The sequence below is a fragment of the Plantibacter flavus genome (genome assembly GCF_051487245.1).
GTDB classification, from domain to species: Bacteria; Actinomycetota; Actinomycetes; order Actinomycetales; family Microbacteriaceae; genus Plantibacter; species Plantibacter flavus_B.
In genome coordinates this window covers 380,308-406,760 of the sequence record NZ_JAHVDH010000004.1, presented here as the reverse complement: position 1 = coordinate 406,760, position 26,453 = coordinate 380,308, and the positions used below count along the sequence as shown (strand labels likewise).

The window sequence follows — 26,453 nt, the reverse complement described above, 5'->3', positions numbered from 1 at the left end:
CTACGCGGAGAGTTCGGTGCGGCCCTTGGCGCGACGTGCCGAGAGGATGGCACGGCCGGCGCGCGTGCGCATGCGCAGACGGAAGCCGTGCTTCTTGGCGCGACGGCGGTTGTTCGGCTGGAAGGTTCTCTTGCTCATAATTGCGATCTCCGGATCATGACCCACCACTGCACGAGGTGGCAGCAGGGTACGGAAGGGTGCCCGTGGGCAGAAGTCAACTGATTAAACCTACGGTCTACTGGCGCGTAGGTCAAACCGGCCGAGCCCAAACGAATGATTATCCACAGGATTCCCAGAAACTCTAGCAGTGACACGCAGGGCGGTCGTACAGTGATTTGGGTTGGGGCCGACGTGTTGTTAGCGTGAGTCCTCGGGTTATGCACAAGGTGTGGATAGCACCGCGCGATGCCTGGTTTCTTCGGGGCAGAGCCTGTGGATGAGCCTGTGAGTATGTATGGGGAGAACTATGTCGGACGCCGACGACGCGATCGCTGAGACCTGGCAGTCGGTGCTCGAGATCCTCTCCGTCGACGATCGAATCACCCCGCCCCTCCGCGGCTTCCTGAACCTCATCGTGCCGAAGGGCATCATGGGCGGCACCTTCTACCTCGAGGTACCGAACGAGTTCACGATGGGCATGCTGAACCAGCGCATGCGCGCCCCGATCATCGCGGCACTGTCGACCATCGTCGACGGCGGACCGGTCGGCAACTACGCCGTGGTCGTGAACCCCGACATCGTCGAAGAACGCTACGAGCAGACCGGCTTCCAGCACATCGACCCGGCACCGCTCGAATCTCCCCAGCCGCAGCTCACACCGACACCCACGCTGCCGGCACGCGAGAACGACACCCGCCTCAACCCCAAGTACAGCTTCGACAACTTCGTCATCGGCCAATCCAACCGGTTCGCGCACGCAGCGGCGGTCGCTGTGGCCGAAGCGCCGGCCAAGGCCTACAACCCGCTGTTCGTCTACGGCGACTCCGGGCTCGGCAAGACCCACCTCCTCCACGCCATCGGGCACTACGCGATGAACCTCTACGCAGGGATCCGGGTCCGGTACGTGTCGAGCGAGGAGTTCACGAACGACTTCATCAACTCCATCGCGAACAACCGCGGCTCGTTCTTCCAGTCCCGGTACCGCGACATCGACATCCTCCTGATCGACGACATCCAGTTCCTGCAGGGGAAGGCGGAGACCCAGGAGGCGTTCTTCCACACCTTCAACACCCTGCACGACCACAACAAGCAGGTGGTCATCACGAGCGACCTGCCACCGAAGGCCCTCACCGGTTTCGAGGAGCGGATGCGTTCACGCTTCGAGTGGGGGCTCATCACCGATGTCCAGGCTCCCGACCTCGAGACCCGCATCGCGATCCTCCGCAAGAAGGCGCAGAACGAGAAGCTGCACATCCCGGACGAGGTGCTGGAGTTCATCGCGACGAAGGTGTCGTCGAACATCCGCGAGCTCGAGGGCACGCTGATCCGTGTGGTGGCGTTCGCCAGCCTCAACCGCACGGCCGTCGACATGACGCTTGCACAGACGGTGCTCAAGGACGTCATCAGCCTCGACGACGACAACGTCATCTCGCCGATCGACATCATCAACACCACGGCCGACTACTTCAAGCTCTCCGTGGACGACCTGTACGGTTCGAGCCGCTCCCAGGCCGTGGCGACGGCTCGGCAGATCGCGATGTACCTGTGCCGCGAGCTCACCAACCTCTCCCTCCCGAAGATCGGTCAGCTGTTCGGCAACCGCGACCACACCACGGTCATGTACGCCAACCGCAAGATCACCGACCTCATGCAGGAGAAGCGCTCCATCTACAACCAGGTCACCGAGCTCACGAGTCGGATCAAGCAGAACCTCCGCTACGGCTCCTAGAGGCTCCTGATGAACGTTTCCGGCCCTTCGACACACCCGGTGTGCTCGAGGGGCCGATTTCGTTCATCAGGCGACGATGAGCGCTCATCCCGCGCCACGACTGGGATCTGGAGTTTCCACAACGAACCGTCCACGGCCTGTGGATAACCTGTGGAGAGATGTGGAAGCTCGGGGCCTGCTTGTGAGTGAACACTCTTCACCCGGCGCTCGACCCCACACCCACGGTCACGACTCTCCACAGGGCGTCACCAAGTTACACACATGTAGTTCCCTGTACTGGAGCGGGATCGAGCGAGTTATCCACAGTTTCCACACCGGTTAAGACTGTTAACCGTTAATTCAGAGATCTCTCCGCCAAACAACCTTTCCCCAGCCGGGCTTCTCCACAACGAGCTCGTCGGCTCGCCCGTGGAACCGACCCACTAGCATTGGTCACGTCATCGAGAACCAGAGACAGGGGACTTGTCGTGCGATTCAGCGTCAACCGGGATGTATTCAGCGAAGCCGTCTCGTTCGCAGTGAAGCTGCTTCCGCAGCGCCCGACGCTGCCGATCCTGAACGGCATCCTGATCGAGGCGAACGACGAAGGCCTGATGCTCTCGTCGTTCGACTACGAGGTCTCCAGCCAGACGGGCATCGTCGCTGAAGTCGAAGAGTCGGGCACCGCACTCGTCAACGGCCGACTGCTCTCCGAGATCGCGAGTCGTCTCCCCAACGCCCCCGTCCGGTTCAGCAAGGTCGAGAACCGCATCGAGGTCACCTGCGGTTCCGCACGCTTCACCCTCGGATCGATGCCTGTCGAGGAGTACCCCACGATCCCGCAGGTCGACGCCGACTTCGGTCTCGTCCCGGCCGAGGAATTCGCGACAGCAGTCAGCCAGGTCGCTGTCGCAGCAAGCCGCGACGACGTGACGCCCGTCATCACGGGCGTTCAGCTCGAGGTGTCGAAGACGAGCCTCAGCCTCGTCGCCACCGACCGCTACCGCGTGGCCGTCCGAGAGATCGACTGGGATTCCGGCCAGGGTGACGGTTCGAGCGAGACCGTCACGGCGCTCGTTCCGGCCCGCACGCTTCAGGAGGTCGGCAAGACGTTCGGCCACAGCGGCAACATCAACGTGGCCATCACGAACCGCGACGACCGCGAGCTCATCGCGTTCCGGGCAGACCGCAAGACGGTCACGTCGCTCCTGATCAAGGGCAACTTCCCGCCGGTCAAGCGACTCTTCCCCGAGACGACCGACAACTACGCGATCATCAACACCGCAGAACTCATCGAGGCGACCCGACGCATGTCGCTGGTCCTCGAGCGCGAAGCGGCTCTCCGCTTCACCTTCACCATCGACGGCCTCACGCTCGAAGCCGTCGGATCCGAGCAGGCGCAGGCATCCGAGGGCATCGACGCCCTCCTCACCGGCGACGACATCGTGCTCTCACTGAAGCCACAGTTCCTGATCGACGGTCTGACCGCGGTCCGGAGCGAGTACGTGCGCTTCTCCTTCACCAAGACGGAGAACACGAACAAGCCGGGACCCATGCTCATCACGAGCCAATCCTCCAAGGATCAGCCGGGTGCCGACAGCTACAAGTACCTGCTGCAGCCAAACCTGCTGCTGCGCTGACACGCAAAGGATTCACCATGCACATCGGTCTCGTCGGTCTCGGCAAGATGGGCAACAACATGCGCACGCGTCTGCGTGCGAACGGCATCGAGGTCACCGGTTTCGACCGGAACCCCGACGTCACGGACGTCGCCACGATCAGTGACCTCGTCGCTGCACTACCCGCTCCGCGCACGGTTTGGGTCATGGTGCCTGCCGGCGCCATCACCGACTCCGTCGTCGAGGAGCTCAACGACCTGCTCGACGCAGGTGACCTCGTCATCGACGGCGGCAACAGTCGCTTCACCGAAGACTTCAAGCACGCCGAACTCCTCTCCGCCAAGGGCATCGACTACATCGATGCGGGAGTCTCCGGTGGTGTGTGGGGCGTCGACAACGGCTACGGCCTCATGGTCGGCGGTTCCGCCGCACAGGTCGAGCGCGTCATGCCCGTTTTCGACGCACTCCGGCCTGAGGGTCCTCGCGACGAAGGCTTCGTCCACGTCGGCGAGGTCGGTGCCGGTCACTACGCCAAGATGGTCCACAACGGCATCGAGTACGCCCTGATGCAGGCCTACGCCGAGGGCTTCGAGCTCCTCGACAAGCGTGAGGACATCATCAAGGACGTCCCCGGCACCTTCAAGGCGTGGCAGCGCGGAACGGTCGTCCGTTCCTGGCTGCTCGAACTCCTCGTGCTCGCTCTGGAGGAGGACCCTGACCTCGACAAGATCGAGGGCTACGTCGACGACTCCGGCGAGGGGCGATGGACGATCGAGGAGGCAATCGCGAACGCGGTCCCCGTCCCCACCATCTCGGCGTCGATCTTCGCCCGCTTCGTCTCACGCCAGGAGGACTCCCCGGCGATGAAGGCTGTCGCTGCCCTTCGCAACCAGTTCGGCGGCCACGCGGTCAAGCCGGCCGAGTAGCGGTCCACTCCTGACGAACGAAATCGGCCCTCCACGAGCTCAGGCTCCGTCGGAGGGCCGATTTCGTTCATCCTGCGTCCTCCAGATCCGCGTGCAGGGATGTCCGGGTACGGATTTCCAGCGTCTTCGGCTCGCGGTAGGGTGACGTGGTGATCGTGCGGCACTTGAATCTCACCGACTACCGCAACTACGCGGTAGTCGATGTGGCGCTCGAACCCGGACCCAATCTGTTCGTCGGCCGCAACGGGCAGGGCAAGACGAACCTCGTCGAGGCGATCGGCTACCTCAGCAGCCTCGGTTCGCACCGGGTCTCGACCGAACAGGCGCTCATCCGGCACGGCGCAGAGGCGGCGATCATCCGAGCACGGATCGAGCACGACGGACGCGAACTGCTCGCCGAGGTGCAGCTGAACCGCGGTTCCGCCAACCGCGCGCAGGTCAACCGCTCCCAGATCAAGCCGCGCGAGCTGCCGCGGTACGTGTCGACGGTGCTCTTCGCGCCAGAGGACCTCCTGATCGTGCGTGGAGACCCGTCCGCCCGTCGCAGGTTCGTCGACCAGCTCCTCGTCCAGCGCATCCCGCGGCTGGCGAGCGTCATGTCGGACTACGACCGCTCCCTCAAACAGCGCAACTCCCTGCTGAAATCGGCCCGCGCCCGCGGGTTGAAATCCGGGCCGCTGGCAACACTCGACCTGTGGGATGAGCGTCTCGTCCAGTACGGCACCGAGATCATCGCCGAGCGTCTCAAACTGATCGCCAACCTCGGTGTGCCGCTGCGGGAGGCTTACCGTTCCGTGGCCGGCGACGACCACCGACCCGTGCTCCTGCCGGTCTTGAGCATCGCCGGCACCGATGCCGAGGACGACTCCGACGACAGCGCCCCTGCCGAGGGCGTCGAAGCGGGGGCACCGGTCGATCTCGAGCGCATCGCCGAGCGATTCCGCGCGGCACTGAGTGAACGGCGGACGAGTGAACTCGAACGCGGTCTGACCCTCGTCGGCCCGCACCGCGACGACGTCTTCTTCGGTCTCAACGGCCTCCCGGTGAAGGGCTATGCGAGCCACGGCGAGTCGTGGTCCTTCGCTCTCGCTGCGAAGCTCGCCTCGGCGGAGCTGCTGCGAGCCGACTCCTCGCTCGGTGACCCGGTGCTCATCCTCGACGACGTGTTCGCCGAGCTCGACTCCCGCCGTCGGGAACGGCTCGCCGCCGCCGTGGCGGAGTACGACCAGGTCATCATCACTGCTGCGGTGTTCGACGACGTGCCAGAGCGCTTCACTGCGCACGTGGTGCGTATCGAGGCCGGCCGCATCGTCGAGGAGCCCGCCGATCACTCGCTTACCGCTGCGGAGTCCCTCCATGACTGAACCGCGACGATACGGACGGGACGGCGACCCGGCCGGAGAGCTGTCGGTGTCCGTGTATCTCCGGTTCAAGGAGGTCTTCGGGGGTGAGCGCGTCTCGCGGGACCGGAAGCGTCGCGACCGTGCGGCCGCCGGGCCGCAGGACTCGGTGCCGTACGGCAAGGGACGCGACCCGAAGGGCCTCGGTTCGGTCATCGATTCGCTCACCGCCGGCCTCGGCTGGAACTCACCGCTCGCGCAGCACGAGCTCCTCGGCAACTGGGCCGAACTGTGCGGCGAGGACACCGCGAGGTACTCCGAACCGGTGTCGATCTCAGACGGCGTGCTGCTCGTGCAGTGCCAGTCGACGGCCTGGGCGACGCAGCTCCGACTCATGCGTCACGAACTCCTCGTCCGCATTGCAGAGAAGTACCCCGAGGCAGGCGTCGACACGATCCGTTTCCAAGGCCCCGGAGCCCCCTCCTGGAAAAGAGGTCCCAGGTCGATTCCAGGGCGTGGTCCACGCGATACTTACGGCTAGGGAGGCAAATACGCCCTCCGGGCGTGAAAAGGTCGCTCAAACGGGCGTTTTCACGCGGTCTCACGGGGTCTGTTTGGTAGGATGGAACGGTCGAATATCGACGGTTTGGAGCTCTCTTCCCTATGACATCAGAACCGAATACGCACGCCGACGAGTCTGACTACGGCGCAAGTGCCATCCAGGTTCTCGAAGGTCTCGAAGCCGTCCGGAAGCGGCCCGGTATGTACATCGGGTCCACCGGTCCGCGTGGTCTGCACCACCTGGTCTACGAGATCGTCGACAACTCGGTCGACGAGGCCCTCGCTGGCTTCTGCGATACGATCCTCGTCACCATCCTCGAGGACGGCGGCGTCCGCGTCGTCGACAACGGTCGCGGCATCCCGGTCGACATCCACCCGGTCGAGAAGAAATCCACCGTCGAGGTCGTCCTGACGATCCTGCACGCCGGTGGCAAGTTCGGCGGCGGCGGTTACGCGGTCTCCGGTGGTCTGCACGGTGTCGGTTCGTCCGTCGTGAACGCGCTCTCCACCAAGCTCGACGTCGCGGTCAGCCGACAGGGTTCCGTGTGGCGCCAGAGTTTCCAGCACGGTGTGCCGGACGCGCCGCTCCACCAGGACGAGCCGACCGATGCGACCGGCACGACCATCACCTTCTGGCCGAGCCCGGACACCTTCGAGACGATCGAGTTCGACTACGAGACGCTTCGCACGCGTTTCCAGCAGATGGCCTTCCTCAACAAGGGTCTGCGCATCGAGCTCGCCGACGAGCGTCCCCTTCGCGACGCGATCCTCGCCGAGGACGCCGATGACAACTCGGCCGCGCACTCGCAGCGCAAGGACGTCTTCCTGTACGAGCGCGGTCTCACTGACTACGTCGAGTACCTGAACAAGGCGAAGCGTGCGGAGCTCGTCCACGACGAGATCATCTCCTTCGAGTCGGAGAACACCGAGCGCAAGATCGCCCTCGAGGTCGCGATGCAGTGGACGACCGCCTACAACGAGAGCGTCCACACCTACGCGAACACCATCAACACCCATGAGGGCGGCACGCACGAGGAGGGCTTCCGCGCTGCACTCACGACGCTCGTGAACCGCTACGCGCGCGAGAAGGGCATCCTCAAGGAGAAGGACGACAACCTCTCCGGTGACGACGTCCGCGAGGGATTGACCGCTGTCATCTCGGTGAAGCTCTCCGAACCGCAGTTCGAGGGTCAGACGAAGACCAAGCTCGGCAACACCGAGGCGAAGGCGTTCGTGCAGAAGGTCGTGAGCGAGCAGCTCAACGACTGGTTCGACCGCAACCCGCTCCAGGCCAAGGAGATCATCCGGAAGGCACTGCAGGCGGCGACCGCTCGTCTCGCCGCGCGCAAGGCTCGCGAGACCGCACGACGCAAGGGTCTCCTCGAGGGTGGCGGCATGCCCGGCAAGCTCAAGGACTGCCAGTCGAAGGATCCGTCGCTCTCTGAGATCTTCATCGTCGAGGGTGACTCCGCAGGCGGTTCGGCGGTCCAGGGGCGCAACCCCGAGACGCAGGCGATCCTCCCGCTTCGCGGCAAGATCCTCAACGTCGAGAAGGCGCGCCTCGACCGCGCCCTCGCCAACGCCGAGGTCCAGGCGATGATCACGGCGTTCGGCGCCGGCATCGGCGAGGACTTCAACCCGGAGAAGGTCCGGTACCACAAGATCGTGCTCATGGCCGATGCCGACGTCGACGGACAGCACATCACCACGCTGCTCCTGACGCTGCTCTTCCGGTACATGCGTCCGCTGGTCGACCTCGGCTACGTGTACCTCGCGCAGCCGCCGCTCTACCGCCTCAAGTGGTCGAACGCCGAGCACGAGTACGTGTACAGCGACCGCGAACGAGACGCGCTGCTCACCGACGGCGTCGCCTCGGGCAAGCGCATCCCCAAGGAGAACGGCATCCAGCGGTACAAGGGTCTCGGTGAGATGAACTACAAGGAGCTGTGGGAGACCACGATGGACCCGCAGACGCGCACGCTGCTGCAGGTCACGCTCGACGACGCAGCTGCTGCCGACGAGATCTTCTCCACCCTGATGGGCGAGGATGTCGAGTCGCGCCGCACGTTCATCCAGAAGAACGCGAAAGACGTCCGCTTCCTCGACATCTAGCGCTTCGACAGGCCCTGAGACCGCGGCGCACCACTCACCCGGTCCAGCAGCCTGTCGAAGTGATCCACCTTGCACGACACAGGCCCTTCGACAGGCTCAGGGACCAGGAGAAGTAGAGAAACATGGCAGACGAAACCAACGACGAGACCACGGCTCCTCAGGAGCACGGTGTGCACGGTCGGATCGACCAGGTCGACCTCCAGCTGGAGATGCAGCGGAGCTACCTCGACTACGCCATGAGCGTCATCGTCGGGCGTGCACTGCCCGACGTGCGTGACGGCCTCAAGCCGGTGCACCGCCGTGTCATCTACGCGATGTACGACGGCGGGTACCGTCCCGACCGCTCGTTCTCGAAGTGCGCGCGCGTCGTCGGCGACGTCATGGGCCAGTTCCACCCGCACGGCGACTCGGCCATCTACGACGCACTGGTGCGCCTCGTTCAGCCGTGGAGCCTGCGCTACCCGCTCGCGCTCGGCCAGGGCAACTTCGGCTCACCCGGCAACGACGGCGCCGCGGCTCCTCGGTACACCGAGACGAAGATGGCCCCGCTCGCCATGGAGATGGTGCGCGACATCGACGAGGAGACCGTCGACTTCCAGCCGAACTACGACGGTGAGTCGCAGGAACCGGTCGTCCTGCCGGCGCGCTTCCCCAACCTGCTCGTCAACGGTTCCGTCGGTATCGCCGTCGGTATGGCGACGAACATCCCGCCGCACAACCTCCGTGAGGTCGCGGACGGCGCCCTGTGGCACCTCGCGAACCCCGATGCCACGCGCGAAGAGCTGTTCGAAGCCCTCCTGCAGCGCATCAAGGGACCAGACTTCCCCACCGGCGCGCAGATCCTCGGTGTCAAGGGCATCCAGGACGCCTACCGCACCGGTCGTGGTTCCATCACGATGCGTGCCGTCGTCAACGTCGAGGAGATCCAGGGTCGCACCTGCCTCGTCGTCACTGAACTGCCGTACCAGGTGAACCCCGACAACCTCGCGTTGAAGATCGCGGACCTCGTCAAGGAGGGTCGCCTCGGCGGTGTCGCCGACATCCGCGACGAGACGTCCGGTCGTACCGGGCAGCGTCTCGTCATCGTGCTGAAGCGTGACGCCGTCGCGAAGGTCGTGCTCAACAACCTCTACAAGCACACGCAGCTGCAGGACAACTTCGGCGCCAACATGCTCGCGATCGTCGACGGCGTGCCGCGCACGCTTCCGCTCGACGGCTTCATCACGCACTGGGTCACGCACCAGATCGAGGTCATCGTGCGGCGCACGGTCTTCCGCCTGCGGAAGAAGGAGGAGCGCGCCCACATCCTGCGCGGGTACCTCAAGGCCCTCGACGCCCTCGACGAGGTCATCGCGCTCATCCGTCGTTCGCCGTCGGCAGACGAAGCGCGCCAGGGCCTCATGGAACTGCTCGAGATCGACGAGCTCCAGGCGAGCGCGATCCTCGACATGCAGCTGCGTCGTCTCGCCGCCCTCGAGCGCCAGAAGATCATCGACGAAGCCGCCGAGATCGAAGCGCAGATCGCCGACCTCAAGGACATCCTCGCGACCCCGACGCGCCAGCGCACCATCGTCAGCGAAGAACTCACGGCGATCGTCGACAAGTTCGGCGACGACCGTCGTACCGAGATCATGTTCGGGTTCGACGGCGACATGAACATGGAAGACCTCATCCCCGAAGAGGAGATGGTCATCACCGTCACGCGTGGCGGATACGTCAAGCGCACCCGCAGCGACAACTACCGTCAGCAGCACCGCGGTGGCAAGGGTGTCAAGGGTGCGCAGCTGCGCGCCGACGACGTCGTCGACCACTTCTTCGTCACCACCACCCACCACTGGCTCCTGTTCTTCACCAACAAGGGGCGGGTCTACCGGTCGAAGGCGTACGAGCTGCAGGAGGCCGGCCGCGACGCGAAGGGTCAGCACGTCGCGAACCTGCTCGCCATGCAGCCCGATGAGGAGATCGCCGAGATCCTCGACATCCGCGACTACCAGGCGGCCACCTACCTCGTCCTCGCGACGCACGACGGCCTCGTGAAGAAGACCGCACTGTCGGAGTACGACACCAACCGTTCCGGCGGCATCATCGCGATCAACCTGCGCGACGGCGACGAGCTGGCTTCCGCCCTCCTGGTGGAGAACGACAGCGACGTGCTCCTCGTCTCGCGCAAGGGCATGTCGATCCGCTTCACCGCGACCGACGAGGCACTGCGTCCGATGGGGCGATCCACGAGCGGTGTCCGCGGCATGCAGTTCCGTGGCGACGACAAGCTCCTGTCGGCTTCCGTGCTCCCGTCGAGCGACGACGAGTCTGGCGAGGAGAGCGACGCGTTCGTGTTCGTCGTCACCGAGGGTGGCTACGCGAAGCGGACGAGTGTCGACCAGTATCGCGGCCAGAACCGCGGTGGCCTGGGCATCAAGGTGGCCAAGCTGAGCGACGATCGCGGCGACCTCGCGGGTGCGTTGATCGTCGATGAGGGCGACGAGGTCCTTGTGGTTCTTGCCAGTGGCAAGGTGGTAAGGTCTGCCGTGGCCGAAGTTCCAGCGAAGGGGCGCGACACCATGGGCGTCGTCTTCGCACGCTTCGCGGAGAGCGATCGCATCATCGCGCTGGCCAAGAACAGTGACCGAAACCTCGAGACCCAGGATGTCCCGGAAGCCGCCAGTGAGGCAGCTCCGGAGGGTTCGACACCCGCAGCATCCGTGCCGGAAGAGACTCCGGCTGTGAAGGAAGAAGTAGATGAGTAGTAGCGTCGCCGAGAAGCTGGCCAAGAAGTCGACCAAACGCACCAGCACCAAGCAGGTTCGCCTGAAGCTGGTCTACATCGACTTCTGGTCGGCCGTGAAGCTGTCGTTCCTCGCGGCGATCGCCGTCGCCGTGGTCATCGTCGTGTTCTTCTTCCTCGTGTACACGGTGCTCAACACCACCGGCGTCTTCACGAAGGTGGGCGGACTCTTCACCGACATCGCCGGCCCGGGCAACAACATCCTGCAGTACGTGAACCTGCCGCAGGTCATGGCGTTCGCGGGTATCGTCGCTCTCCTGAACCTCATCGTCATCACTCTGATGGGCGCCCTCCTCGCGGGGCTCTACAACCTCAGCGTGAAGATCACGGGTGGTCTGCTCGTCGGGTTCACCAACAACTGACCCTGTCGCTCCCGCCCGGTGCGTCTCGATTATGAGATGCGCCGGGAATCGGGTAGTCTCAACAAGGTTCAAAACGGGGCTATAGCTCAGGCGGTTAGAGCGCTTCGCTGATAACGAAGAGGTCCCAGGTTCAAGTCCTGGTAGCCCCACACTGCATGTCAGAAACACCGTAGGACCAGCAACACACTCGATGGATCAGGATCACGCATCCCGATCTGTTCGGGGCCTTAGCTCAGTTGGTAGAGCGCCTGCTTTGCAAGCAGGATGTCGGGAGTTCGATTCTCCCAGGCTCCACACGTTACAGAACCCCGGACTCAGTGCAAACGCTGAATCTCCGGGGTTTTTTCCTTCTCGACGCACATCCGCGGTCGAGTAGGATTCCCCCACGGCCATCTGAGGGGTACCACGAGTCTTGAGTAACAACCACGCCACCTTCATCTGGGGGATCGCGGACCTGCTTCGCGGCAGCTTCAAAGGTCATCAGTACGGCGACATCATCCTTCCGTTCACGGTGCTCCGGCGTTTGGATGCAGTGCTTGCGCCGACGAAGCAGGCCGTGTTCGAAGCGGTTGAGCAGGCGACGGCTGGCGGCATCCCGGTGCGTGCGTCGTTGCTGCGGAACACGGCCGGCCACGCCTACTCGTTCTGGAACGAGTCGCGTTTCGATCTGAAGACCGCGCTCGGCGACTCCGAGAACCTCGCGGCGAACCTCGCGGACTACGTCAGCGGCTTCTCGGACAATGTGAAGGACATTTTCGACAAGTACAAGATCTCCGAGCGCATCGCCGAGCTCGACGAACATGACCTGCTCTTCCACGTCACACAGCGCTTCGCGGGCGTCGATCTGTCGCCGATCGCGGTCCCGAACGAGGAGATGGGGCACATCTTCGAGGAGCTCATCCGCAAATTCGCGGAGGCCTCGAATGAGACCGCAGGTGAGCACTTCACCCCCCGCGACGTCATCGAGCTGATGGTAGACATCCTCCTCGCGCCCGAATCCGACACCCTCGCAAAGAAGAACGTCGTCCGCTCGGTCTACGATCCGACGGCAGGCACGGGCGGCATGCTGTCGGTCGCTGAGGATCACATCCGCAGCGCGAACCCGACCGCGACGCTCACGCTTGCAGGCCAGGAGATCAACCCGCAGTCCTACGCGATTTGCAAAGCCGACATGACGGTCAAGGGCCAGTCGGTCGATGCCATCTTCTTCGGCGACACCCTCATCAACGACGGTCACGCCGGCGCGACGTTCAGCTACGGACTTTCCAACCCGCCCTTCGGTGTCGATTGGAAGAAGCAGCAGAAGACCGTCACGGACGAGCACACCGAGCGCGGGTATGCAGGGCGCTTCGGACCGGGCCTGCCACGCGTGTCCGACGGCTCGATGCTCTTCTTGATGCACCTCATCTCGAAGATGCGCACCGCTGCGGATGGCGGTGGCCGCGCGGCCATCGTGCTCAACGGCAGTCCACTGTTCACCGGCGGAGCGGGGTCCGGGGAGTCGAACATCCGTAAGTGGGTGCTCGAGCGAGACCTGCTTGAAGCGATCGTCGCCCTCCCGACGGACATGTTCTACAACACCGGCATCGCCACCTACATCTGGGTGCTCTCCACGAAGAAGCGCGCCGACCGGGTCGGCAGAGTGCAGCTCATCGATGGCACAAAGCTGTTCCGCAAGATGCGCAAGGGCCTCGGCTCGAAGCGCAACGAACTCGGTCCGGACGACATCGCCGCGCTGGTGAAGCTCTACGAGTGGGAAGCGGATGAGCTCCGCTCGAAGACCTTCGCGAATGAGGACTTCTTCTACCGCACCATCACCGTCGAGCGGCCCCTGCGCCTCAACTGGGCGCTAACCCCGGAGCGCCTCGCCGCCGCGAAGGAGACGAAGCCACTGGCGAAGATCGATCTCAACGCCCTCGCTTTGCTCGTCGAGCGCACGCACGAGGGCGAGTCCCCCACCCACGACTTGCCTGCGTTCCGCAAGCACCTCGCCACACGCCTCGCGGATGCCGGCGTGACCCTCACCGCGCCGCAACTCAAAGCACTTCTGTCCGCGCTGTCGGAGCGCGACGAGAACGCGCCCGTCGTGCTCGACGCGAAGAAGCGCCCCGAACCCGACGCAACCCTCCGTGACACCGAGAACGTGCCGTGGAGCGAAGACATCCATGCCTACTTCGAGCGTGAGGTGCTGCCCTTCGCTCCCGACGCCTGGATCGACGAGGCGAAGACGAAGGACGGATGCGAGATCCCCTTCACCCGCCACTTCTACCAGTACGTGCCCCCACGCTCCCTGGCTGAAATCGACGCGGACCTCGACGCCGTCCTCGGACGCATCCGGGCACGGCTCGAAGCGGTGAAAGCGTGACGGCGCTGGCGCCGTACCCCGCGTATCGCGACAGCGGCGTGCATCTGTTAGGTGCCGTCCCAGCGGACTGGACCGTTCAGCCAGCGGTGACCCTCGCGAGAGTGTTGACGAGCACGGTCGACAAGCACATGGTCGAAGGGGAGTTTCCGGTGCGGCTCTGCAACTACACGGACGTCTATTACAATGACGTGATCAGCGCGAAGGCTTCTTATATGGAGTCGACTGCCAGTCGGGCACAGATCGCGGCGTTCGCCGTGACAGCAGGCGATGTAGTGTTCACCAAGGATTCGGAAACCGCCGATGATATCGGTATCTCAGCGTTCGTCCCGATCTCACTTCCTGGACTTGTCTACGGTTACCACCTCGCGACGTACCGCCCTCACGATAGTCGATATGGAAAGTTTCTGAAGTGGTTTCTCGACTCGGGATACGCCAAGTCGAGCTTCCAGGTCCGAACACTCGGCGTGACCCGCGTGGGATTAAGTCAGAACACCATTCGCTACCTTCGTGTTCCGACCCCTCCGCCCGAACTTGCAGCACAGATCGCAAAATACCTGGATCGGGAGACGGCGGAGATCGACGCGTTCATCGCGGATCAGGAAGAACTCATCGCCCTGCTCACCGAGCGCCGCGCCGCGACCATCACCCACGCCGTCACCAAGGGCCTCGACCCCACCGCACCGATGAAAGACAGCGGCGTCGACTGGGTTGGAGATGTGCCGAGCGGGTGGGACACGGGCAACATTCGACGGTTTGCCCAGATGAGAACCGGACACACACCCAGCCGGGCTCGAGACGAGTACTGGACTGAGTGTTTCATTCCCTGGTTCACTCTTGCCGATGTGTGGCAGTTGCGGCAGGGGAACACTTTCTTGGGTGAAACGAAGAGCCTAATCAGCGAGCTCGGACTCGCAAACTCGGCGGCAGAGCTGCTGCCAGAAGGCACCGTTGTGTTGTCGAGGACTGCGTCGGTGGGGTTCGCCGGGATAATGTCGCGGCCTATGGCGACAAGTCAGGACTTTTGGAATTGGGTCTGTGGTGAGAAGCTGCTGCCGAAGTACCTCTGGTATCAGTTCCTGTCCATGCGGTCACATTTCTCTTTCCTCGCTCAGGGCTCTACTCACAAGACGATCTATCAAGCCGACGCGGCTGCTTTGTCGATCGTTGTTCCCGAAATTGATAGTCAACGGGCCATCGCTGACTACCTCGACCATGAGACGGCCGAGCTTGACGCCGCCATCGCCGATGCGCGCGAGGCCATCGCGCTGTCGAAGGAGCGGCGCGCGGCGCTGATCTCCGCGGCCGTCACGGGCAAGATCGATGTGCGTGGGGTGGCGTGACACGACACCGCTGGTTTCGACAATCGTGACCGCTGAGTGAGAGAGTGACCCTGTGGCGATTCAGCACGAAGACGCGTTCGAAGTCGAACTGTGTGAGTACTTGGCGGCGCACGGGTGGGAGTATTCACCGACAGCCGAAGGATATGACCGAGACCGCGCACTGTTCCCAGCCGATGTGTTCGCGTGGCTTGCAGCGACGCAGCCGGACCAGCTTGACAAGCTGGTGAAGCCCGGCGCTTCCGAGACCTCCCATGATCTCGGTCGCAAGCAGATCCTTGACCGGATCGCGGCGGCGCAAGCCAACGACACTATGAACGGCGGCGGAACGCTCAACGTGTTGAAGTCGTCGGTAGGTGTGCTGAACGCGAAGTTCTCGTTGTTCCAGGCACGTCCGGCTACGTCGTTGAACGCGACCACGGTAGAGCGGTTCGCGACAAACCGACTGCGGGTGATGCGGCAGGTCACGTATTCGTCGAAGCACACGAACCGGATCGACTTGGTGCTCTTCGTCAACGGCATCCCGGTGTCGACCATCGAGCTGAAGACCGATCTGACGCAGAGCCTGGCGGCTGGTCTCAAGCAGTACGCGCAGGACCGGAAGCCAGAGGGCGAACCGCTGCTCACCTTCGGTCGCGGGGCGCTCGTGCACTTCGTCGTGACGAACGAAGAGGTCCACATGACGACGAAGCTCGACGGTCCGAACACGAGGTTCTTGCCGTTCAATCGCGGGAAGAACAACGGCGCCGGCAACGCGGCAGTGCCTGGGACGAGTCCCACAGCGTACTTCTGGCAGGAGATCCTCGAGCGCGGGACATGGCTCGACCTCATCGGGCGCTTCCTGCACTACCGGTTCACCGAGAAGACCGACCCCATCGACGGAAAGAAGATCTACGACAAGGCGCTCCGCTTCCCCCGATACCACCAGTGGCGCGCGGTATCGAAGCTCGAGCGGGTGGTGCTCGACGAGGGCCCGGGTCACAACTATCTGATTCAGCATTCGGCGGGGTCGGGGAAGACCGACTCCATCGCATGGGCGGCGCACCGCATGGCGCAACTCCACAACCCCGACGGTCAGAAGGTGTTCGACGGGGTCATCGTCGTATCCGACCGCCAGGTGCTCGACGGGCAGCTACAGCGTGCTGTTGAACAACTCGAAACGACGTCGGGCGTGTTCCAACCCATCACTCGTGGCGGCGACGCGTCGAAATCGGCGCAGCTCGCCGAGGCATTGTTGGCAGGCAAACAGATCATCGGCGTGACGCTGCAAACCTTCCCGCACGCGCTTGAGACCATCGAGAAGAACACCGGGCTCGCGGGGCGGCGCTACGCGGTGATCGCGGACGAGGCGCACTCGTCTCAGAGCGGCGAGGCCGCGGCGTCCCTCAAGCAGGTCCTCACTGCCGGGGCGACGGATGCCGAGAGCGACACCATCGACGCCGAGGATGTACTTGCCGACGTCATGGCTCGAAAGGTCGGGGTAGGGACGATCTCGTTCCTGGCGTTCACCGCGACACCCAAGGGGAAGACGGTCGAGCTGTTCGGGCGAGAGGACGCGACGGGTACGAAGCAGGCGTTCGACCTGTACTCGATGAAGCAGGCCATCGAGGAGGGCTTCATCCTCGATGTGCTGAAGAACTACCTGCCCTACGATCTTGCGTTCAGCCTCGCGCACTCGGACGCAGCGACCGGCCTCGATGTGGAGATCGACACGGCGAAAGCTGGCAGTGAGGTGATGCGGTGGGTGCGGCTGCATCCGACGAACATCGCGCAGAAGGTCGCGGTCATCGTCGAGCACTTCCGCGCGAATGTGCGGAGCGGGCTCGGAGGCCGGGCGAAAGCGATGGTCGTCACCGGATCGCGGAAAGAGGCCGTGCGGTACAAGCTCGCCATTGACGCGTATCTGAAGGAACACAAGCTCGACGGGAAGCTTGGAGCGCTCGTCGCGTTCTCCGGCTCCGTGGTCGATCCGTCGTCCGGCCCTGACGAGTTCACCGAAACGTCGCTCAACCCTGGGATGAAAGGGCGGTCGTTGGAGGCGGCGTTCGGTGGCGACGAATTCCAGGTGATGATCGTCGCTAACAAGTTCCAGACCGGGTTCGATCAGCCGCTGCTCGTCGGCATGTACGTGGACAAGAAGCTGTCCGGTATCACCGCCGTGCAAACACTGTCTCGGCTGAACCGCGTCATCCCGGGCAAAGAGAACACGTACGTCATCGACTTCGTCAACGACCCCGCCGAGATCCTCGCCGCGTTCCAGGACTACTACGAAGACGCCGAACTGACCGAGCCGTCGGATCCGAACGTCATCCACGACATGCTCGGCAAGCTCCGCAGCATGAACATCATCGACGTGCAGGACGTCGACGCGGTTGTGAACGCCTGGCTCACGAAGACGAGCCACAACGCGTTGTACTCCCACATCAAGGCATCGCGCGACATCTTCCGGGACCGATGGAAGGCGGCCGTCGCCTCTTCTGATGATCTCGAGAAGGGGCGGCTCGAGGAGTTCCGCGGGACGGTCTTCGCGTTCGTCCGCGCCTACGATTTCCTCTCGCAGATCATGGACTACGGCGACACCGACATCGAGAAGTGGGCGATTTTCCTCCGCGTCTACCGCCGAGCCATCGAACGTGAGGATGCTGACCCGTCCGCCGTCAACACCGACGACATCGTCCTTACCCACTACCGGCTGCGGAAACTCGACGCTCAGAACCTTGGACTCACGTCGGGTTCGTCGGGGGAACTGTCGGGCATCACCGCGGCGGGTTCCGCAGAGCCGCGCAAGTCGAAATACGGCCTGCTGCAGGACGTGATCGACAAGATCAACACCCTGTTCGCCGGCACCGACGTCGACGAGGTCAATGGCGTCAGCGCGGCCGAGACGATCATGCGTCACGTGGTGGACAACCCGAAGATCCAGGCGGAGGCGATGGCGAACACGCCCATCGACTTCGTGACCTCGCCGACCATCGTCGCCGAACTCGAAGATGTCATGTATGCCTCTGCAGCCGGCCACAGCAACGCGATGAAAGCGCTGCTGCAAAAGAGTGACTTCGCTTCCATCGTGAGCGTGCTCGTCGCGATGGGGCTGTATGAGAAGACCCGTGACGAGGCGGAGCGGGCTGCTGCGGAGCGATGACGTCCCTGCAGCTACTGCGCTTCATTTCACTTACGACCGGCGATTTGCCGCTAGTTTGACGTTCAACTGCTCTCGAAGACCCACAAGCCTGATCGAGACGGCTATGGAGTGGCTGCCGTGGCGGTCGAGTAGTGGCGCATGCTCAGACGTTGGTCGGTGTCGAGGCGTCCGATCCCAAGTGCCTCACCATGATCGTGAGCCAAGCCGCACTACCCTGTGACCATGAATCCGATCTTGCTCGCGACGCTGCTGCCGCCGGACTTCGATCCGACCCGATGCAAGCTTCACTTCGCGGTGTTCAATGGTGAGTCGTATCCGATCGACGCTCTCAGCAACGATCCCGATAAATGGCAGAGCTGGAACTCGTGGCGGAACGTCAACGACGACTTCAACCGAGAGTTCATCTTCTCCCTCGCGCAAGACCGAGATGACCCGACCCTGTGGTTGTTCGGCGGGATCTGGGAAGTCGTAGCTCGCCGCCCCGAGCCTCGACAACACTCTTACGATGTCGTCCTTCGAGAGGACCTCTTGGGGCCGTTCATCAAGCGGCTCTACGTGCGCGTGGCACTTGCTGGTCGCAACCGGCGCCGGAACATGGAGGCGTGTCTCGACGAGATGACGGTCGCGATGATCGCCGAGGAGCCTTTCAACGGTGATCCGTTCCCGGGGCATGACCGAATCAATCACTCGCTCGCTGAGATCCAGACGATCGTGAAGCAGTGTCGACCCGACTGGCGCATTGCGTTGGAGCACATGAAGGGGGTCTACGTCATCCACGACACTGTGACGGGAGAGCCTTACGTCGGCTCCGCATACGGCGATACCGGAATCTGGCAACGGTGGTCCGCCTACGCCCTCACGCTCCATGGTGACAACATCGGTTTGAAGGCTCACCTGACTGCGAACGGCGAGGAGTACTTCCGGAGCAATATGCGGTTCGCCTTGCTCGAATTCTGGTCGATGCGCACCGACGATCAGCACGTCCTCGATCGCGAGACGTATTGGAAAGGTGTCCTGGTCTCCAGGTCGTTGGGTCACAACAGGAACTGAGGTTCATGCCTGAAGAGGCAGATGGTTCGAACGACGAGACGAAAGCCTTCACTCCGCCCATGACCGTCGATTTGCCGCTAGAGCACGACCAAGACGTTGGGAGATCCGGCTGGCGCCTGTTCAGGGAGGAACGCATCCCAGGCGGACACCGGATCCCTCAGTGTGATCTTGCCGGTTAACTCCTTGGCCATGATGCCCGCCTCTCACAGGGCGGTACGGGGTGTGCCGCCGTGGCGAAGACCCTAGGCTCGCCCCGGCCCCGGCCCCTCGCCTGATTCACATGATCTCGCTCCCAGAGGTCCGCCCGAGGAGTCGTCCTGAGGAGACGCCGAGGTGGCGCGGTTAGGCTGGCCGCATGGATATCCGGGTGGCTGCATACGCCGTGATCGTCGACGAGCGGGGCATGCTGCTCTCCCACTGGAACGAGAGCGGTCACAGCGGGTGGACCCTGCCCGGTGGCGGTATCGATCCCGGTGAGGACCCGGCGCTGGCCGCGGTGCGCGAGGTCTTCGAGGAGACCGGGTACCACGCTGAGCTCGACGAGCTGATCGGCGTCGACTCCCAGGTCGTCCCGGCGGAACGACGCCTGAGCACGACGGCCACCGGCCCGCTGCACACCCTCAGGATCGTCTACCGCGCGCACCTCACCGGGGGAACACTGACCTACGAGGCCGACGGCAGCACCGACTACGCGGCCTGGTTCCCGCTCGAGGACGTCGGTTCTCTCGACCGCGTGAGTCTCGTCGACGTCGGACGACGCTTCGCTGGCCTCATCTGACCACCTGCACCCAGCCACTCGCCTGCAACGCGAAAGCCCCTCCCCGGCCGGAACCGATGAGGGGCTTTCGCGTGTTCTCCGCTCAGGAAGCGGTGGGCTCCTCGTCGGAGACCCACAGCTCGTCGTCGGCGCGGAAGGTCTGCCAGACGGCGTATGCGACGCCGGCGGCGGCGAGGACGCCGAGGCCGATCGCGATGACCGTGCCGGCGCTCGTGCCCTTCTTGGCGGGCAGAACCGCCTCCGGCACGTGCAGACGACGCAGCGCGGCCTGGACGCGGGTGTCCTTGGCGATGTCGCCGATGCTCAGCACCGTGCCGACGACGCCACCGACGGCAGGGACGACGCCGTCCGTGATGCCGCGCTTGACGCCGTCGACGGCGTCTCGGGAGTACTTGAGACCGCGGTCGACCGTGGGGACGACGCGGTGCTCGTAGGTGTCGCGGACGGCGGGGACGACCTGCTCCTTCGAGAAGTTCCCGAGCTGACGGCTCACCTCGCGGGCGACCTCGTTGGCGTGGTTCAGGACGTCCTGCTGGGAGTCCCAGAGGTCGGCTGCTGATCCTTTGAGCTTCTTGAGCTCTTTCTGGCGCTTGCGTGACAGGCTCATGTGGTCATCTCCAATGATCGCGGCATCAACGTAACCTCCATCTTGCCACTTAGACCCCTGGATACCATCCGAGAGTCTCGAACCCTTGTGCAAGAATTGTGGGTATGTCAAAGCACACCGCAGTCGCCACGTTGCACACCAACCACGGTGAGATCAAGGTCAACCTCTTCGGTGACCACGCTCCCAAGACGGTCAAGAACTTCACCGAGCTGGCGACCGGTGCCCGCGAGTGGACCGACTCGAAGACGGGTCAGACCCGGAACGACGCGCTCTACAGCGACCTCATCTTCCACCGCATCATCCCCGCCTTCATGATCCAGGGCGGCGACCCGCTCGGCACCGGAACCGGTGGCCCCGGCTACAACTTCGACGACGAGATCCACCCGGAGCTCAACTTCGACGAGCCCTACATCCTCGCCATGGCGAACGCAGGCAAGCGTCGCAACGCCATCACCGGCGCGGTCGAGGGCACCAACGGCTCGCAGTTCTTCATCACCACCGTCCCCACGCAGTGGCTCCAGGGCAAGCACACCATCTTCGGTGAGGTCGCAGACGCCGAGTCCCGCGCGGTCGTCGACGCCATCCAGGCCGTCCCGACCGGTGCTGGCGACAAGCCGATCGAGCCGGTCGTGCTGCAGAGCATCACCATCTCCGAGGCCTAGGCCTCACGAGCGCACAGAGTCAGCGAGAGCACAGACTGTGACCCTGCCCCGGGATCCGTCGGCGAACTTCTGCTATCGACACCCGAACCGCCAGAGCTTCGTGCTCTGCCAGCGGTGCGGACGAACGATCTGCGGTGAGTGCCAGACGCCCGGGGCAGTGGGCTTCATCTGCCCGGAGGACATGAAGGCCCAGCGCCAGAGTGCCCCCCGGAACCGCATCGGTGCGCGCATCAGCGATTCCTCGCCGTTCATCACGTACGCCCTGATCGGCGTCACGGCGTTCATGTTCCTCCTGCAGTGGATTCCCGGTCTCGGGGTCACGAGCGCCTTCCTGTACGCAGGCGTCTACTCCGATCCCGCCTACGGCGCGTTCGAGCCGTGGCGCATGCTCACGTCGGTCTTCCTCCACTCCACCGGGTTCATCTTCCACATCCTGTTGAACATGTACACGCTGTGGATCTTCGGCCGCATGCTCGAGACGATGCTCGGGCACTGGCGGTTCCTCGCCCTCTACCTGATCAGCGGATTCGCCGGTTCGGTGGGCGTCCTCTTCCTCGCCGACCCGCGCACGGCCGTCGTCGGCGCGTCCGGCGCGATCTTCGGCCTCCTCGGTGCGTTCCTCGTCATCCAGCGACGGATGGGCGCGGACACCCGCGGCCTGCTGGTCCTCCTCGGCATCAACCTCGTCATCGGATTCATCCCGGGCGTGAACATCGCCTGGCAGGCCCACCTCGGCGGTCTCGTCGGTGGAGCGCTCGTCGGCCTCATCCTCGTGAACACACGGAAGCGTCAGCAGCAGGCAGCCCAGAAGGGCCTCCTCGCCGTGCTGAGTGCTGCGCTCATCGGCATCAGCCTGCTCCCCGCGATCCTCTGACGGTCCGCACCTCGACAGGCTCGGTGACCGTTGGCGGTCTCCGGTGACCGGTGGCGGACTCCGGCCACCCTTGGCGGTCTCCGCCCGCCGGTGGCACCCGCTGCTGTGCCCGCCCGCGGACCTCTGGCGTCTTCCGGCCCCTGAGCTCGTCGAAGGGCCACACCTCGACCAGACATTGAGGGTTTCGGGAGTTATCCACAGGGTTATGAACATTGGGGATAATTACACGGGTGTGGTTTCCCGTGTTTCCGGGCCTCCTGGTCGTTCTCCACAGGAAGCTGTGGACAACTCGGAAGTTCTCCACACTCCTGTGGAGAATGCCGCGGTGACGTCGACCGCAGAACGAAAACAGCGGGCCGCCCGATGGGCGACCCGCTGTGCACGAAGTTGGGGGTGAGCGTCAGCGCCACCTGGTGGTCATCAAGAAGCCGATGAACGCGATGCCGAAGCCGACGAGGATGTTCCACGGGCCGAGCGACTGCACGGGCAGAACCGTACCGCTCAGGTAGTAGACGATGATCCACGCGAGGCCGAGGAGCATGAAACCGAACATGACCGGCTTGAACCAGACGGCGTTCGGCGCCGGCTCGCCACTCGACTGCTCCGGTTCGCGGGACGGTTTGCTCTTCGACTTCGTGCGTGCCATGCCGACATTCTAACGGTTCAGTCCACAGCCCGCCCGGTCGATCAGCTGATCCCAGTGTCTTCTGGGTAGAATCCAGGCGTGACAGACGACCTTCCCTCGCGAGCCGGGGCTCGCGCCGCAGAGCGACGTGCTCCGAGACGTCAGCGCGTCAGCGTCTTCGGCGTCGCCGGCGAGCTGCTCATCACCGCGGGCATGGTCGTGCTGCTCTTCCTCGCCTGGCAACTCTGGTGGAACGACATGATCATGGCCGGCAGTCAGGCCAGCGCGGCGTCCGCGCAGTCGGAGCAGTGGATCAAGGATGCTCAACAGGCACCCTCTCCCGAACCCACGACCGATGCCAACGGCACCCCGAACTACGGTGAACCGCCGGTGACGGCGCGCCCGGCGCCCGGCGATCCTTTCGCCGTGCTGTACGTGCCGCGCTACGGCGCCGACTACCGGCGCGTCATCGCCGAGGGTGTCGACACGGCCACCGTGCTCAACAGTTTCGAGCTCGGCGTCGGCCACTACCCCAGCACGCAGATGCCCGGTGAAGTCGGCAACTTCGTCGTCGCCGGCCACCGCAAGGCCTACGGTGGCGCGATGACGCTCATCAGCGACCTGCAGATCGGCGACAGGGTCTACGTCCAGACGGCCGACGGCTACTACACCTACGTGTTCCGGAACATCACCTACGTGCAACCGACGCAGGTCGAGGTCCTGAACCCGGTTCCACAGATGGAGGGTGTCGCACCGACGCAGCGCATCCTCACCCTGACCACCTGCAACCCGCTGTACTCCACAGCCGAGCGCAGCATCGCCTACGCGGTGTACGAGTCCTGGCAGCCGCTGTCCGCCGGACCACCCGCTGAGATCGCCGCCTCCGTCGCGGCCGCTGGAGGCTGACATGTACGCCGCACTGTGGAGGGTCCTGCCCGGGCCCGTCTGGTTGAGGATCCTGCTCCTCGTCATCCTGTTCGTCGCCGCCGTCGCAGCGCTGTTCACCTGGGTGTTCCCCTGGGTCGACTCCTTCATCGTCGACCAGAACGTGACCGTCGGCGACGCGTGACCCGCATCCTGGTCATCGACAACTACGACAGCTTCGTCTACACACTGAACGGGTACCTCGAACAGTTGGGCGCCGAGACGGTCGTGGTCCACAATGACGCGATCGCGCCCGAGGAGCTCCAGACCACGCTCGCCGAGTTCGACGGCGTCCTCGTCTCGCCCGGCCCAGGGACACCGGCCGCCGCTGGCGTGTCCGTGCAAGCCGTTCACGTCGCACTCGCCACCGGCACGCCTCTCCTGGGTGTGTGCCTCGGGCATCAGGCGATCGCCGAGGCGTTCGGTGCGACCGTCACGACAGCGCGGGAGCTCATGCACGGCAAGACCTCCCTGATCGAACACGACGCAAGCGACCTCTACGACGGGATCCCGACGCCGTTCACGGCGACCAGATACCACTCGCTCGCTGTCATCGAGGCCACGGTGCCGCCTGTACTCGAGATCACGAGCCGCACGCAGGACGGCGTCATCATGGGGCTGCGGCACCGAGAAGCTTCGGTCTACGGCGTACAGTTCCACCCGGAATCGGTGCTCACCGAGGGTGGATACCGCCTGCTGGGCAACTGGCTGGCGATCGCCGGGCTCCCGGAGGCCAAGATACGTGCCGTCGGGCTCAGCCCACTCGTCACCCTGTAGCCCTTCGACGAGCTCAGGGACCGGTGACGGAGTTCGCTCAGGAGCCGGTGCAGTAGGTCAGCGTGATGACCGACTTCTGCGGCACGTCTCCGGGGCCGGGCGACATGGACGTGACGGGGTCGCCGGCAGCGGCCTTACACGTCGCATCCGCCTGCGGCTGCACCACGAACTGCCGTGTGGCGTCCTGCAGGTAGTTCGTCGCATCAAGGAGCGGTTGTCCCTCGACGTCGGTCAGCGTGACGTTGCCGCTCGAGACGACGATGTTGATCGTCGTGCCCTTGTCGGACGAGGTGCCCGCGGCCGGGTCGGTGCGCAGGACGACACCGGCGGGGACCGTCGGTGAGTTCTCACGGGTGACCGAACCCTGGGCGAAGCCTGCCGCGGTGATCGCCGCCCACGCAGCCTCCGACGACTGGTTCGTCACGTCGGGGACGGCGATCTGCTCACGGCCGGTCGACACGTACACCTTGATCTGCGTGCTCTTCGTCACCGTGGTGCCACCGGGTGGTTCAGTGCGGATGACGTGCCCAGCTGCGTAGTCGCTACTGGCCTCATCGAACTTCGTGGGGATGAGATCGAGCTGCTCGATCGTGCTGTTGGCGCTCTCCCAGGTGGCGTCGACGAGGTCGGGCACCTCGCGCGAGTCGGTGGAGATGCTCGTGGCGGGCGGTAGCTGCACGACCCAGAACACCAGCGAGAAGAGGATGACGGCGATGCCGGCGATCGCGGCCCAGATCCAGACGACCGGAGGACGGCGCTGCGTCCGGACGACGGTGTCGTCGGAGGTGAGCTGGCGGATCGCCTGCTCGGTGCTGGACGCCGCGGTCGGCGACGGGCCGAACAGCGAGTCGTGGTCGTCGCGGCGTACCGGGACGTGACCGGCGCCGGCTTCGTCGAGGTCTTCCCGGAACTCGACCGCGCTCTGGTACCGCTCGAAGCGATCCTTCGCGAGAGCGCGGAGGACGACCTGGTCGAGCGCGGGCGAGACCTTCGGATTGATCGAACTCGGCTTCACCGGTCGCTCGCTGACGTGCTGGTAGGCGACGGCGACGGCGGTGTCGCCGCGGAACGGTGCCTTGCCGGTCAGCATCTCGAAGAGGACGACGCCGGTGGAGTAGAGGTCGGTGCGGGCGTCGACCGTCTCACCCTTCGCCTGTTCCGGCGAGAAGTACGCGGCGGTACCGAGGATCGCCGTCGTCTGGGCGACCGTGGTGGAGGAGTCGGAGACCGCACGGGCGATGCCGAAGTCGGTGACCTTGACGTCGCCGTCCTTCGTGATCATGACGTTGCCGGGCTTGATGTCGCGGTGCACGACGCCTGCGCGGTGCGAGTACTCGAGCGCGGTGAGGATGCTGTTCGCGATGCGGACCGCCTCGGCCGACTCGACAGGACCCTCGGCGATGAGGTCCTTGAGCATGCGACCCTCGACGTATTCCATGACGATGAAGGGCTCGATGAGGTCGTGTCCGGAACCGTCCTTCACCCGCTCCTCACCGGCGTCGTAGACGCGGACGATCGTCGGGTGCGCCATGCGCGATGCGGCCTGCGCCTCCTGGCGGAACCGCGAGCGGAAGGCGGGGTCGGTGGCGAGCGTCGACTTCAAGACCTTGATCGCGACGGTACGTCCGAGCTTCGTGTCGACGCCCCGGAAGACGTTGGACATGCCTCCGCGACCGATGAGGTCGCCGACGACGTACCGACCTGCGAGCAGGCGTTGATCGTCAGCCACGTACCACCCCT

The 26,453-nt window shown here is 64.3% G+C and carries 22 protein-coding genes and 2 tRNA genes; 20 read left to right on the top strand and 4 right to left on the bottom strand.

Translation table 11 applies throughout. The annotated features are described in order from the left end of the window. Nucleotides 1-138, bottom strand: a complete 138-nt coding sequence (gene rpmH / locus KXS11_RS12190) for a 50S ribosomal protein L34 (RefSeq protein WP_022889115.1) — start codon at nucleotides 136-138, stop codon at nucleotides 1-3. A gap of 328 nt (nucleotides 139-466) precedes the next feature. Between rpmH and dnaA the strand changes: the two genes are divergently transcribed. The 15 genes from dnaA (at nucleotide 467) to KXS11_RS12115 (ending at nucleotide 20,244) form a co-directional block, all read left to right on the top strand. Next, complete coding sequence (dnaA, locus tag KXS11_RS12185; RefSeq protein ID WP_437385855.1) at nucleotides 467-1,888, top strand: chromosomal replication initiator protein DnaA; 1,422 nt, start codon at nucleotides 467-469, stop codon at nucleotides 1,886-1,888. Nucleotides 1,889-2,355: 467 nt separating this feature from the next. Then, nucleotides 2,356-3,507, top strand: coding sequence for a DNA polymerase III subunit beta (gene dnaN, locus KXS11_RS12180; RefSeq protein WP_437385854.1), 1,152 nt, complete (start codon nucleotides 2,356-2,358; stop codon nucleotides 3,505-3,507). Between the two features lie 17 nt (nucleotides 3,508-3,524). After that, the gene (gene gnd / locus KXS11_RS12175; protein WP_437385853.1) at nucleotides 3,525-4,412 is read left to right on the top strand and encodes a phosphogluconate dehydrogenase (NAD(+)-dependent, decarboxylating); all 888 of its coding nucleotides are present in this window, start codon (nucleotides 3,525-3,527) and stop codon (nucleotides 4,410-4,412) included. 149 nt (nucleotides 4,413-4,561) lie between these two features. Continuing rightward, nucleotides 4,562-5,776 carry a DNA replication/repair protein RecF gene (gene recF / locus KXS11_RS12170; protein ID WP_437385852.1) on the top strand — a complete coding sequence of 405 codons (1,215 nt, stop codon included), beginning with the start codon at nucleotides 4,562-4,564 and terminating at the stop codon, nucleotides 5,774-5,776. After that, complete coding sequence (locus KXS11_RS12165) at nucleotides 5,769-6,293, top strand: DUF721 domain-containing protein (RefSeq protein ID WP_437385851.1); 525 nt, start codon at nucleotides 5,769-5,771, stop codon at nucleotides 6,291-6,293. Before recF ends, KXS11_RS12165 begins: the two co-directional genes overlap by 8 nt. Nucleotides 6,294-6,415: 122 nt before the next feature. After that, nucleotides 6,416-8,425 carry a DNA topoisomerase (ATP-hydrolyzing) subunit B gene (gyrB, locus tag KXS11_RS12160; RefSeq protein WP_437385850.1) on the top strand — a complete coding sequence of 670 codons (2,010 nt, stop codon included), beginning with the start codon at nucleotides 6,416-6,418 and terminating at the stop codon, nucleotides 8,423-8,425. 122 nt (nucleotides 8,426-8,547) lie between these two features. After that, nucleotides 8,548-11,172 (top strand): DNA gyrase subunit A, encoded by a 2,625-nt coding sequence (gyrA, locus tag KXS11_RS12155; RefSeq protein WP_437385849.1) that lies wholly within the window; start codon nucleotides 8,548-8,550, stop codon nucleotides 11,170-11,172. Then, entirely contained in the window at nucleotides 11,165-11,572 is a 408-nt protein-coding gene (locus KXS11_RS12150) for a DUF3566 domain-containing protein (protein WP_056010202.1), read from the top strand. The genes gyrA and KXS11_RS12150 overlap by 8 nt, the downstream gene beginning before the upstream one ends. A 75-nt stretch (nucleotides 11,573-11,647) precedes the next feature. Continuing rightward, nucleotides 11,648-11,721: transfer RNA gene (locus KXS11_RS12145), tRNA-Ile, on the top strand. A 72-nt stretch (nucleotides 11,722-11,793) separates the two neighbouring features. Continuing rightward, nucleotides 11,794-11,866: transfer RNA gene (locus tag KXS11_RS12140), tRNA-Ala, on the top strand. 118 nt (nucleotides 11,867-11,984) lie between these two features. After that, a complete protein-coding gene (locus KXS11_RS12135) occupies nucleotides 11,985-13,937 on the top strand; it encodes a type I restriction-modification system subunit M (RefSeq protein WP_437385848.1) in 1,953 nt (650 codons plus the stop codon). Beyond that, the gene (locus KXS11_RS12130; RefSeq protein WP_437385847.1) at nucleotides 13,934-15,277 is read left to right on the top strand and encodes a restriction endonuclease subunit S; all 1,344 of its coding nucleotides are present in this window, start codon (nucleotides 13,934-13,936) and stop codon (nucleotides 15,275-15,277) included. Before KXS11_RS12135 ends, KXS11_RS12130 begins: the two co-directional genes overlap by 4 nt. A 52-nt stretch (nucleotides 15,278-15,329) precedes the next feature. Beyond that, the gene (locus KXS11_RS12125; RefSeq protein WP_437385846.1) at nucleotides 15,330-18,416 is read left to right on the top strand and encodes a type I restriction endonuclease subunit R; all 3,087 of its coding nucleotides are present in this window, start codon (nucleotides 15,330-15,332) and stop codon (nucleotides 18,414-18,416) included. Between the two features lie 222 nt (nucleotides 18,417-18,638). Further along, complete coding sequence (locus KXS11_RS12120; RefSeq protein ID WP_437385845.1) at nucleotides 18,639-19,466, top strand: GIY-YIG nuclease family protein; 828 nt, start codon at nucleotides 18,639-18,641, stop codon at nucleotides 19,464-19,466. 355 nt (nucleotides 19,467-19,821) lie between these two features. After that, on the top strand, nucleotides 19,822-20,244 hold the full coding sequence (locus KXS11_RS12115; protein WP_437385844.1) for an NUDIX hydrolase: 423 nt from the start codon (nucleotides 19,822-19,824) through the stop codon (nucleotides 20,242-20,244). An 82-nt stretch (nucleotides 20,245-20,326) separates the two neighbouring features. On the opposite strand, the gene KXS11_RS12110 is transcribed toward KXS11_RS12115, so the two are convergent. Further along, on the bottom strand, nucleotides 20,327-20,851 hold the full coding sequence (locus KXS11_RS12110) for a DNA helicase (protein WP_437385843.1): 525 nt from the start codon (nucleotides 20,849-20,851) through the stop codon (nucleotides 20,327-20,329). Between the two features lie 104 nt (nucleotides 20,852-20,955). Here KXS11_RS12110 and KXS11_RS12105 point away from each other — a divergent pair, with 104 nt between their 5' ends. Both KXS11_RS12105 and KXS11_RS12100 read left to right on the top strand, forming a co-directional pair. Then, a complete protein-coding gene (locus KXS11_RS12105) occupies nucleotides 20,956-21,513 on the top strand; it encodes a peptidylprolyl isomerase (protein WP_437385842.1) in 558 nt (185 codons plus the stop codon). A 181-nt stretch (nucleotides 21,514-21,694) separates the two neighbouring features. Next, entirely contained in the window at nucleotides 21,695-22,387 is a 693-nt protein-coding gene (locus tag KXS11_RS12100) for a rhomboid family intramembrane serine protease (RefSeq protein ID WP_437385841.1), read from the top strand. Nucleotides 22,388-22,787: 400 nt separating this feature from the next. Here the strand turns inward: KXS11_RS12100 and KXS11_RS12095 are convergent, their stop codons facing one another. Beyond that, complete coding sequence (locus KXS11_RS12095) at nucleotides 22,788-23,033, bottom strand: cell division protein CrgA (protein ID WP_437385840.1); 246 nt, start codon at nucleotides 23,031-23,033, stop codon at nucleotides 22,788-22,790. Between the two features lie 78 nt (nucleotides 23,034-23,111). Here KXS11_RS12095 and KXS11_RS12090 point away from each other — a divergent pair, with 78 nt between their 5' ends. The 3 genes from KXS11_RS12090 to KXS11_RS12080 are packed head-to-tail and all read left to right on the top strand — an operon-like array spanning nucleotide 23,112 to nucleotide 24,713. Then, nucleotides 23,112-23,918 carry a class E sortase gene (locus KXS11_RS12090; protein WP_437385839.1) on the top strand — a complete coding sequence of 269 codons (807 nt, stop codon included), beginning with the start codon at nucleotides 23,112-23,114 and terminating at the stop codon, nucleotides 23,916-23,918. A gap of 1 nt (nucleotide 23,919) precedes the next feature. Continuing rightward, nucleotides 23,920-24,081, top strand: a complete 162-nt coding sequence (locus KXS11_RS12085) for a hypothetical protein (protein ID WP_437385838.1) — start codon at nucleotides 23,920-23,922, stop codon at nucleotides 24,079-24,081. Continuing rightward, complete coding sequence (locus KXS11_RS12080; protein ID WP_437385837.1) at nucleotides 24,078-24,713, top strand: anthranilate synthase component II; 636 nt, start codon at nucleotides 24,078-24,080, stop codon at nucleotides 24,711-24,713. Before KXS11_RS12085 ends, KXS11_RS12080 begins: the two co-directional genes overlap by 4 nt. A gap of 37 nt (nucleotides 24,714-24,750) precedes the next feature. Here KXS11_RS12080 and pknB read toward each other — a convergent pair whose 3' ends face one another. Beyond that, a complete protein-coding gene (gene pknB / locus KXS11_RS12075) occupies nucleotides 24,751-26,442 on the bottom strand; it encodes a Stk1 family PASTA domain-containing Ser/Thr kinase (protein WP_437385836.1) in 1,692 nt (563 codons plus the stop codon). Nucleotides 26,443-26,453: the final 11 nt, after the last annotated feature.

What these genes read in the sequence shown, in the direction of transcription:
- rpmH (WP_022889115.1), bottom strand. Translation starts at nt 138, where the DNA reads ATGAGCAAGAGAACCTTCCAGCCGAACAACCGCCGTCGCGCCAAGAAG.
- dnaA (WP_437385855.1), top strand. Translation starts at nt 467, where the DNA reads ATGTCGGACGCCGACGACGCGATCGCTGAGACCTGGCAGTCGGTGCTC.
- gnd (WP_437385853.1), top strand. Translation starts at nt 3,525, where the DNA reads ATGCACATCGGTCTCGTCGGTCTCGGCAAGATGGGCAACAACATGCGC.
- KXS11_RS12165 (WP_437385851.1), top strand. Translation starts at nt 5,769, where the DNA reads ATGACTGAACCGCGACGATACGGACGGGACGGCGACCCGGCCGGAGAG.
- gyrB (WP_437385850.1), top strand. Translation starts at nt 6,416, where the DNA reads ATGACATCAGAACCGAATACGCACGCCGACGAGTCTGACTACGGCGCA.
- gyrA (WP_437385849.1), top strand. Translation starts at nt 8,548, where the DNA reads ATGGCAGACGAAACCAACGACGAGACCACGGCTCCTCAGGAGCACGGT.
- KXS11_RS12150 (WP_056010202.1), top strand. Translation starts at nt 11,165, where the DNA reads ATGAGTAGTAGCGTCGCCGAGAAGCTGGCCAAGAAGTCGACCAAACGC.
- KXS11_RS12120 (WP_437385845.1), top strand. Translation starts at nt 18,639, where the DNA reads ATGAATCCGATCTTGCTCGCGACGCTGCTGCCGCCGGACTTCGATCCG.
- KXS11_RS12115 (WP_437385844.1), top strand. Translation starts at nt 19,822, where the DNA reads ATGGATATCCGGGTGGCTGCATACGCCGTGATCGTCGACGAGCGGGGC.
- KXS11_RS12110 (WP_437385843.1), bottom strand. Translation starts at nt 20,851, where the DNA reads ATGAGCCTGTCACGCAAGCGCCAGAAAGAGCTCAAGAAGCTCAAAGGA.
- KXS11_RS12105 (WP_437385842.1), top strand. Translation starts at nt 20,956, where the DNA reads ATGTCAAAGCACACCGCAGTCGCCACGTTGCACACCAACCACGGTGAG.
- KXS11_RS12100 (WP_437385841.1), top strand. Translation starts at nt 21,695, where the DNA reads ATGAAGGCCCAGCGCCAGAGTGCCCCCCGGAACCGCATCGGTGCGCGC.
- KXS11_RS12095 (WP_437385840.1), bottom strand. Translation starts at nt 23,033, where the DNA reads ATGGCACGCACGAAGTCGAAGAGCAAACCGTCCCGCGAACCGGAGCAG.
- KXS11_RS12085 (WP_437385838.1), top strand. Translation starts at nt 23,920, where the DNA reads ATGTACGCCGCACTGTGGAGGGTCCTGCCCGGGCCCGTCTGGTTGAGG.